Source organism: uncultured Ralstonia sp., from assembly GCA_913056305.1.
In the GTDB taxonomy this organism is placed as follows: Bacteria; Pseudomonadota; Gammaproteobacteria; order Burkholderiales; family Burkholderiaceae; genus Ralstonia.
In genome coordinates, this window is record CAJXMR010000206.1 from 1 (window position 1) to 8238 (window position 8238).

8 protein-coding genes and 1 tRNA gene are annotated in these 8238 nt (G+C 67.3%); 1 reads left to right on the forward strand and 8 read right to left on the reverse strand.

Annotation, left to right across the window (positions count from 1 at the left end):
• The coding region (locus QZ609_RS21710) for a multifunctional CCA addition/repair protein (RefSeq protein WP_295499446.1) at window positions 1-969 on the forward strand (969 nt) is incomplete at its 5' end.
• A 19-nt stretch (window positions 970-988) separates the two neighbouring features.
• Here the strand turns inward: QZ609_RS21710 and QZ609_RS21715 are convergent.
• From QZ609_RS21715 to QZ609_RS21750, 8 genes are all read right to left on the reverse strand, one after another.
• Complete coding sequence (locus tag QZ609_RS21715) at window positions 989-1885, reverse strand: transporter substrate-binding domain-containing protein (protein ID WP_295499448.1); 897 nt, start codon at window positions 1883-1885, stop codon at window positions 989-991.
• A 73-nt stretch (window positions 1886-1958) separates the two neighbouring features.
• On the reverse strand, window positions 1959-2792 hold the full coding sequence (locus QZ609_RS21720; RefSeq protein WP_295499450.1) for a 3-keto-5-aminohexanoate cleavage protein: 834 nt from the start codon (window positions 2790-2792) through the stop codon (window positions 1959-1961).
• Window positions 2789-4141, reverse strand: a complete 1353-nt coding sequence (locus QZ609_RS21725) for an aspartate aminotransferase family protein (protein ID WP_295499452.1) — start codon at window positions 4139-4141, stop codon at window positions 2789-2791. Before QZ609_RS21725 ends, QZ609_RS21720 begins: the two co-directional genes overlap by 4 nt.
• Before the next feature lie 19 nt (window positions 4142-4160).
• Entirely contained in the window at window positions 4161-5075 is a 915-nt protein-coding gene (locus tag QZ609_RS21730; protein ID WP_295499454.1) for a MurR/RpiR family transcriptional regulator, read from the reverse strand.
• A gap of 212 nt (window positions 5076-5287) precedes the next feature.
• Window positions 5288-5593 carry a hypothetical protein gene (locus tag QZ609_RS21735; RefSeq protein WP_295499456.1) on the reverse strand — a complete coding sequence of 102 codons (306 nt, stop codon included), beginning with the start codon at window positions 5591-5593 and terminating at the stop codon, window positions 5288-5290.
• A gap of 283 nt (window positions 5594-5876) precedes the next feature.
• Window positions 5877-5952, reverse strand: a tRNA-Phe gene (locus QZ609_RS21740).
• A gap of 70 nt (window positions 5953-6022) precedes the next feature.
• Window positions 6023-6742 (reverse strand): response regulator, encoded by a 720-nt coding sequence (locus QZ609_RS21745; protein ID WP_295499458.1) that lies wholly within the window; start codon window positions 6740-6742, stop codon window positions 6023-6025.
• 38 nt (window positions 6743-6780) lie between these two features.
• A partial coding sequence (locus QZ609_RS21750) for a PAS domain-containing sensor histidine kinase (protein WP_295499460.1) occupies window positions 6781-8238 on the reverse strand: 1458 nt, incomplete at its 5' end.

Consider the following 8238-nt stretch of genomic DNA (forward strand, 5'->3'; position numbering starts at 1 on the left):
ATCCGCCGCGACCTGACCATCAACGCGATGGCGCAGCGCGTGGCGGAAGACGGCGCGTTGGTCGGGCCCGTCATCGATCCGTATGGCGGGCAGGCAGACCTGGCCTCGCGCACCTTCCGCCATGTCTCCGAAGCGTTTGCCGAAGACCCGGTACGCATCCTGCGCGTGGCGCGCTTTGCCGCGCGCTTTGCGGACTTCCACGTCGCGCCGGAGACCAACGCGCTGATGCGCAGCATGGTCGAAGCCGGCGAGGTCGATGCGCTGGTGCCCGAGCGGGTGTGGCAGGAGATCGCGCGCGGGCTGATGGAGGCACATCCGGCTCGCATGTTCGCCGTGCTGCGCGACTGCGGCGCGCTGGCCCGCCAGCTGCCTGAACTCGACCGCCTGTGGGGCGTGCCGCAGCGTGCGGACTACCACCCGGAAGTCGACACCGGCGTGCACACCATGATGGTGATCGAGACCGCCGCCGCCATGGGCGCGCCGCTGCCGGTGCGCTTTGCCGCGCTGGTGCACGACCTCGGCAAGGGCACCACGCCCGACGACATCCTGCCGCGCCACGTCGGCCACGAAGAGCGCAGCGTGCCGATGATCGATGCCGTCTGCCAGCGCCTGCGCGTGCCGACCGACTGCCGCGATCTGGCCTTGGTGGTCGCCCGCGAGCACGGCAACATCCACCGCAGCGATGGCTTCGATGCCACCGCCCTGGTGCGCCTGCTCGAGCGCTGCGATGCGCTGCGCAAGCCGGAGCGCTTCCGTCAGGCACTGCTGGCATGCGAGGCGGATGCACGCGGCCGCCTGGGCTTTGAAGACCGCGCGTATCCACAGACCGAGCGCCTACTGCGCGCGCTGCAGGCGGCGGTGTCCATCGACGCCGGCGCAGTCGCCAAGCGCTACGCCGACAACCCGGCCCACATCAAGCAGGCCGTGCATGTGGCGCGCATCGAGGCCGTCGCGCAGGCCGGCCTCTGACACGCTCGCACGCTGACGCTTACTCGAACGGCGTGTCGTTCGGCTTGGCGTACAGCGCCTTCAGTTGCTCGCTCATCGGGAAGTTGAAGTTGAGGTTCTTGGGCGGCACCGGCTTCTCGAACCACTTGGCATAGAGCGTGTTGATCTCGCCGCGCTTCATGATGCCGGTGAGCGTGTCGTCCACCAGCGTCTTGAACTGCGGATCATCCTTGCGCAGCATGAAGCCGTAGGCCTCGAACGATTGCGGCGTGCCGGTCACGACCCAGTCGGTGGGCTTCTGCGCCAGCGTACGGGCGCCGGCCAGCAGCACGTCGTCCATCATGAAGCCCTGCACGCGGCCGCTCTGCAGCGTGAGGAAGGACTCGCCGTAGTCCTTGCCGCTGATGACGTTCATGTTCATCTTCTTCTCGTCGTTCATCTTGCGCAGGATGCGCTCCGACGTGGTGCCCGCATTGGTGATGACCGACTTGCCCGCCAGGTCCGGGAAGTCCTTCACGCCCGAGTTCACGTTGGTGAGCAGGCGCGTGGCCGCGATGAAGAAGGTGGTCGAGAACGCGATCTGCTGCTCGCGCGATTTCAGGTGCGTGGTCACGCCGCACTCCAGGTCCACCGAGCCGTTCTGCACCAGCGACGTACGGTTCTGCGACGTCACGGGAATCTGCTGCACCTGCAGGTCGCGCTTGCCGGTCTTCTGCTTGACCGCGTCGATCACGCGCGCGCACAGGTCGGCCGAGAAGCCGATGATCTGGTTCTTGCTGTCGCGGTACGAAAACGGGATCGACGATTCGCGCACGCCGATCAGGATGGTGTTGCTGTCCTGGATCTTCTTGAGCGTGCCGTCGAGCGCCTGGGCCTGCGCGCCGGCGGCGAATAGGCCGACCAGCGCCAGCGGGAGACAACGGGTGGTGAAACGCATACTTCCTCCAATGGTTGTGTAGCGCGGCCTGATGACCGTCTGTGCGATGGCTTCGTGGTGAGAAATTGAGGGGCTAGCGGCCGAACCAGCGGCGCAACTCGGCGGCACTGGCGAGCGGCCGGTGCAGCGCGTCGAGGTGGCGGCGCAGGTTGGTGACGAGCGCGGCGTTGTCGGGCGCAGTGCTGCCGTCGGGCAGCGCCATGTTGTTTTCGAAACCCAGGCGTGCGTGTCCGCCAAGCAGCGCTGCGGTGAGCGCGCATTCGGCTTCGCGCGGGCCGAACGCGCACATCGCCCAGGGCACGTTGGCGGTCAGCGCGCCGCCATCGGCCCAGGCCTGCAGAAACGGCAACAGATCGGACGGATCGGAGCGCTGCCCGGCGCTGTAGCGGCCCAGCACGAACAGCACCCAATGTGGTGTGTCGGGCAGCACCCCACGCGCACGCAGGTCGCGGTAGCGCACCACATCGTCAGCGGAATAGAGGATGTACTGGATGGCCGTGCGCGCCGCCGCCAGCTCGCCGAAGAAGCGTGCCGCTTCGGCTTCGTGCGCCGCATCGGGCACCAGCTCGCGCAGCGCGGCAGAAATCGCCTCGGGCTGCAGCGCCCGCACGGAGGCCATCTGTTGCGCGGGCGTGTAGATGCCGACCGCCTCGGTGGTGATCTGGAGCACCAGTGCATCGCCCACCGCCTGCTGCACGGCGGCGACAGCCGGGCGGTAGTCGTCCGGCTCCAGGCTGTGCGTGCCGTCGGGGCGGCGCACATGCAGATGCAGCATCGCCGCGCCGGCGTCGACGCACTGGCGCGCACAGGCGGCCAGCTCGTCGGGCGTGATGGGCAGCGCGGGGTGATCGGCGTGAGTCTTGCGCGCGCCGTTGGGCGCGACGGCGATGGCGATCGGCTGGCTCACACCGCCTCCAGTGCGTTGGCGGTGGCCGCTTCCACCGCATCGCCCAGGCGCTCGACGATAGCGTCGATGTCTTGCGCGGTGGCGATGAACGGCGGTGCGAGCAGGATGTGGTCGCCGCGTTGGCCGTCGATGGTGCCGCCCATCGGGTAGACCATCAAGCCGCGCTGCATCGCCTCCGCCTTCACGCGCGCGTGCGTCTTGCGGGCAGGCGATAGCGGCGCCTTGGTGGCGCGGTCCGCCACCAGCTCCACGCCGACGAACAAGCCGCGCCCGCGCACGTCGCCCACGTGCGGGTGGTCGGCAAAGCGCGTGCGCAGCGCGGCGCGCAGTTGCTCGCCGCGCGCCAGCACATTGGCGAGCAGGTTCTCTTCGGCAATCACCTTCTGCACTTCCAGCGCCGCCGCGCAGGCCGTGGCATGGCCGATGTAGGTGTGGCCGTGCTGGAAGAAGCCGCTGCCGCGCGTGATGGCGTCATAGATGCGACGGCTGACGAGGGTCGCGCCGATCGGCTGGTAACCGCCGCCCAGTCCCTTGGCGATGGCGATCAGGTCGGGCACCACGCCGTCTTCTTCGCACGCGAAGAGATGGCCGGTGCGGCCCATGCCGGACATCACCTCGTCCAGCAGCAGCAGCACGCCGTGTCGATCGCACACCGCGCGAATCTTGCGGAAGTAGTCGGCCACCGGCGGCACCGCGCCGGCCGTGGCGCCCACCACCGTCTCGGCGACGAAGGCCGCGACGTTGTCGGCGCCGAGCTCGACGATCTTGGCGTCGAGCTCATCCGCCAGGCGCTGCACGTACCGCGCGTCGGTCTCGCCATCGAGGCGCTCGCGGTAGGCGAAGCACGGCGACACGTGGTGCGCCGGCACCAGCAGCGGCAGGAACGGCTCGCGGCGCCACGCGTTGCCGCCGATGGCGAGCGCGCCGAGCGTATTGCCGTGGTAGCTCTGCCGGCGCGCAATGAAGTACTGGCGCTGCGGCTGGCCGATCTCGACGAAGTACTGGCGGGCGAGTTTGAGTGCTGCCTCGATGGCTTCCGAACCGCCCGAGACGAAGTAGACGTGGTCAAGATCACCCGGCGCGGCGGCGGTCAGGCGTGCGGCCAGCTCCTCGGCCACGTCGGTGGTGAAGAACGACGTGTGCGCGTACGCCAGTGCGCGCACTTGCTTGCAGATGGCCTCCACCACGCGCGGGTGGCCGTGGCCGAGGCACGAGACGGCGGCGCCGCCGCAGGCATCGAGGTAGCGCTTGCCATCGGCATCGATGAGGGTCATGCCCTCGCCGCCGACGGCGGTGGGCAGTGCCTTGCGTGGGTCGCGGTGGAAGACGGAGGTGGTGGATGGGGTCATGATCGATCGGGAGGAAGGTTCAGCGCTTGGCACGCGGCACGGCAATGGCCGAATCGCTGCGGCGCGTGTTACGCACGTAGGCGTGCTGTTGCTTGAGTTGGGTGTCGCTGTCAGCCAAGTGTGCGAGCGCGCGAGGGCCAGCGTGGCGGAACCACGTCATCAGCAAGGCGTCGAGCAGCGCCAGCGGTGCGGCCAGCGAATGGAAGAAGGATGGGATCGCCACCGGCGCGATCAGCTGCAGCCACGCGAGCTCGGCGCCGGGCGCGATCGCGCTGTCGGACACGTAGACCAGGCGCGCGCCGCGCGCATGCGCGTACTGCATCGCCTCGATCACCTCGCGCGTGTACGGATCGAAGGTGACGGCGATGACGATGTCGCCCTCGCCGCAGAAGCGCAGCGGATCGGCCAACGTGTTGCCGGTGCCGGTGCACAGCGTGACCTTGTCGTCGAAGAGCTGCGCGGCGTAGCCGAAGGCGTGCGTGAGCGCGAGGCAACTGCGCGCACCCAGCAGGTAGACGCGGCGCGCGCCACGCAGGGCGGCGGCGGCGGTCTCGATGGCCTCCAGGTTGGCCGCTGAAAACGCCGTTTGCACGTGCGCGCCGATGGCGGCACCGATGCGCTCGGCATCCGATGCGCCGGATGCCTCCGACCCACCCTGCTGCAACGCCGTCGCACGCCCGGCATAGCCGTCCGCCTGATGGCGCAGGTGGTTCACACACACCTCACGCAGCGCAGCGAAATCGTCGAAGCCGAGCGCGCGGGCCAGTCGCGAGAACGTGGCCGGCGGCAGCTCGCAGCGCCGTGCGAGGTCGCGCATCGACAACAGGGCGATGTCGCTCTGGTTGGATTCCAGCAACATCGCGGCACGCTGCAGCTGTGGCGACAGATCGGCGGCGCGCGCGCGCAGGGTCTGCATCAGCTCGTCAAAGGTCATCGGCGGCGGCCACATTGATTCATTTGTTTCAAAATTTATTCCATTGAAACAAATGCGTCAAGTAAACACGGATACCGCACTGGCAGAGCAGATGTGATGCGTAAGCCGTGAAGACCTCACCCGGCGTTGCGCCGGGCCGGGCGCGCAAGACCGCGCGCCCAAACAAAAACGGAGGCCGAAGCCTCCGTTTCAGGATCGTGCGACAGGCTGGCTCAAATGGCCGGCGGCGCGTCGAGCTGCTCCATGCGGAACTGGAAGAAACCCGCAGCAATGAGCCCCAGCAGGCTGATCGCCATGGTGCCGCAGGCCAAGGTCATGACGGCGGCCAGCGGGGCGACGCCATCCATGATCGGCGTGTGCATCAGGGCCGACAGGTTGCCGCCCACCCACATGGCCGCGATGAGCGCCATCAGGCACGTCAGCGCCGCGGCATTGCGCAACCACGTCAACCGCGTCTTGCGGCTGATGCCGTCGAAAGCGTGGAAATGAAAGTGGTGACCGGTGCCAGCGAGTGCCATGGTGTCTCCTTGTGCTTGCCGCTTGATAGCGTTGAGTCACTATACCGAGACCTGTGACATTTTGGCGCAGATTGCCGCACTAGGTATACCCTGAGCTGCGCTGCGTCAAGAGGGTTTGGCACATTTTTTGTCACTGCGGCGATGCGTCGCAGACCTGCGACTGGCGCGGCAATCGGAGAGATGGCGGCGCGACAAAGAGGCGGCCAGAAATGAAAAAAGACCTCACGAGGAGGTCTTTTTTGTTGCCCTGCACGATCGGTTGATCTTGCAGAACGATGAATCCTGGTGGCCTGGGGCGGAATCGAACCACCGACACGCGGATTTTCAATCCGCTGCTCTACCAACTGAGCTACCGGGCCAAGCAAAGAAAGGCAAGTATGACAGCAATCACCGCCTGCCGTCAAGCGCTACCGCACAGGCACATGCGAATTACGCCGACGGCTCGCCCTTGTTGCGCGACAGCTCGACGCCCAACTGCTTGAGCTTGCGATACAGGTGGGTGCGCTCCAGGCCGGTCTTCTCGGCCACACGCGTCATGCTGCCGCCTTCGCGCTGCAGGTGGTATTCGAAATAGGCGCGCTCGAACAGGTCGCGCGCCTCGCGCAGCGGCATGTCGAACGAGAACTGCATGCCGCCGCCCTCGGCCGCGCGCACGGCGGCGCCGTTCACGTCGGCGCGGTCGGCCGCAAGAACGGCACCCTGCGCCACGGCATTCGGCACGGCGCCCGCCATCCCATTTGCGGCAGCCGCCAGCGGCGTGGTGGGCGCCGCACGCGGCTTGTCCTTGCCACGCGCCAGGCCCTGCTCGACGGCGGTCAGCAGCTTCTGCAGCGCAATCGGCTTTTCCAGGAAGTTGAGCGCGCCGATCTTGGTGGCCTCCACCGCCGTATCGATGGTGGCGTGACCGGACATCATGATGACCGGCATGGTCAGCAACCCCTGCGAGGCCCACTCCTTGAGCAGCGTGACGCCGTCGGTATCTGGCATCCAGATGTCGAGCAGCACGAGGTCGGGCGTACCGTTATTGCGGTATTCGCGCGCCTGCTGGGCGTTCTCGGCGACTTCGACAACGTGCCCTTCGTCTCCAAGGATCTCGGAGAGCAACTCCCGGATACCCATTTCGTCGTCGACAACGAGGATGGTGGCCATGCTTTTCCTCTACATGTGCAGCGGGATCGCCGTCTGCGTCAGGCAAGTTTTACGAACAGGATCGAAACCTGGGCGCCGATGGTCTCGGCGTCCGCTTGGCGGTTGCGCAACTCGATGCGCGCCCCGTGCTCGTCCATGATCTTCTTCACCATGGCCAAGCCCAGTCCCGTGCCCTTGGCTTTGGTCGTGACGTAGGGCTCGAATGCGCGGTTGAGGATGCGGGACGAAAACCCCGCGCCGTTGTCCGCGATTGCGAGCCGCACCGCCTGCCGCCGCGCGCCCGTGGCGTCGTCGTATTCTACCGTGTCAGTTTGCAACATGACATGCGCAGCGGGTCGCCCGGCAGCTTCGTTCTCGGCCACCGCATCCTGCGCGTTCTGCAGCAGGTTGTGGATGACCTGGCGCAGCTGGGTCGGGTCGCCCTTGATGCGCGGCAAACCCGCACCCAGACTGGCTTCGATGACAGGGTGGTCGCGCGCGCTAGGGTGATCGATGCCGTACAGGTGCAGCACCTCGGCACACAGCGCGGAGAGGTCCAGCTCCTGCAGCACGGCCGGCGGCGTGCGCGCGTAATCGCGGAAATCATCCACCATGCGCTTCATCGCCTGCACCTGGTTGACGATGGTGGTGGCGCCACGGCGCAGCACCTCGGCGTCGGCGTCGGTGAGCTTGGGCGAGAGCTTCATCTCCAGCCGCTCGGCGGAGAGCTGGATCGGCGTGAGCGGGTTCTTGATCTCGTGCGCCAGGCGACGGGCCACTTCCCCCCAGGCCACCGAGCGCTGTGCCGAGATCACGTCGGAGATGTCGTCGAACACCACCACGTAACCGCGCTCCGTGCCATGCGCGCCCACCGAGGGCCCTGGCAGGCGCGTGCCGCGCACCAGCAGGGTGAGCGGCTCGTCCTCGTCCTCAAGTGGGATCTCCACTTGCTTCTGCCAGTGCGCGGCAACCCCGCCCGCTGCGGCGGACACGTCGTGCTCGGCGAAGGCATGCTCCAACGTATCGGCAAAGGCGGAGAGCGGCGCGATGCCACCCAGCGGCTGGCCGACCCACGCGCCGAAGGGCTGTTTGAAGATGCGCTCGGCACCCGGGTTGGCGGTCAGCAGGACAAAGCGGTGGTCGAACACGAACACGCCGGCGGTCAGGTTGGTCAGGATGCTTTCAAGGTAGGCCTTGGACTGCTCGAGCGCCGTTCGATTCTGCTCCACCGCGCGGCGTGCATCGGCCAGCTGGCGCGTCATCTGGTTGAACTGCTGGGTCAGCACGCCCAGCTCGTCACGCGTATGCAGCTCGCGCTTGGGCGAGAGGTCGCCCTCGGCCACCTCGCGCGTGCCCTGCAGCAGCATCAAGAGCGGCCGGGCCAGCTGGGCACCCAGCAGCAGCGCCAGCATCACCGCGATGAACACGGCGAGGAACAGCGTGAGCGTGAGCGTGCCGATGTACATCTTGCGCAGGCCCGTGCGGCCGAGCGCCTTCTCCTGGTATTCCTGGTAGGC

Bases quoted from the DNA above. Each gene is read 5' to 3' on its own strand.
- QZ609_RS21725 (WP_295499452.1), bottom strand. From the start codon at position 4,141: ATGACCCCATCCACCACCTCCGTCTTCCACCGCGACCCACGCAAGGCA.
- QZ609_RS21735 (WP_295499456.1), bottom strand. From the start codon at position 5,593: ATGGCACTCGCTGGCACCGGTCACCACTTTCATTTCCACGCTTTCGAC.
- QZ609_RS21745 (WP_295499458.1), bottom strand. From the start codon at position 6,742: ATGGCCACCATCCTCGTTGTCGACGACGAAATGGGTATCCGGGAGTTG.
- QZ609_RS21730 (WP_295499454.1), bottom strand. From the start codon at position 5,075: ATGACCTTTGACGAGCTGATGCAGACCCTGCGCGCGCGCGCCGCCGAT.
- QZ609_RS21715 (WP_295499448.1), bottom strand. From the start codon at position 1,885: ATGCGTTTCACCACCCGTTGTCTCCCGCTGGCGCTGGTCGGCCTATTC.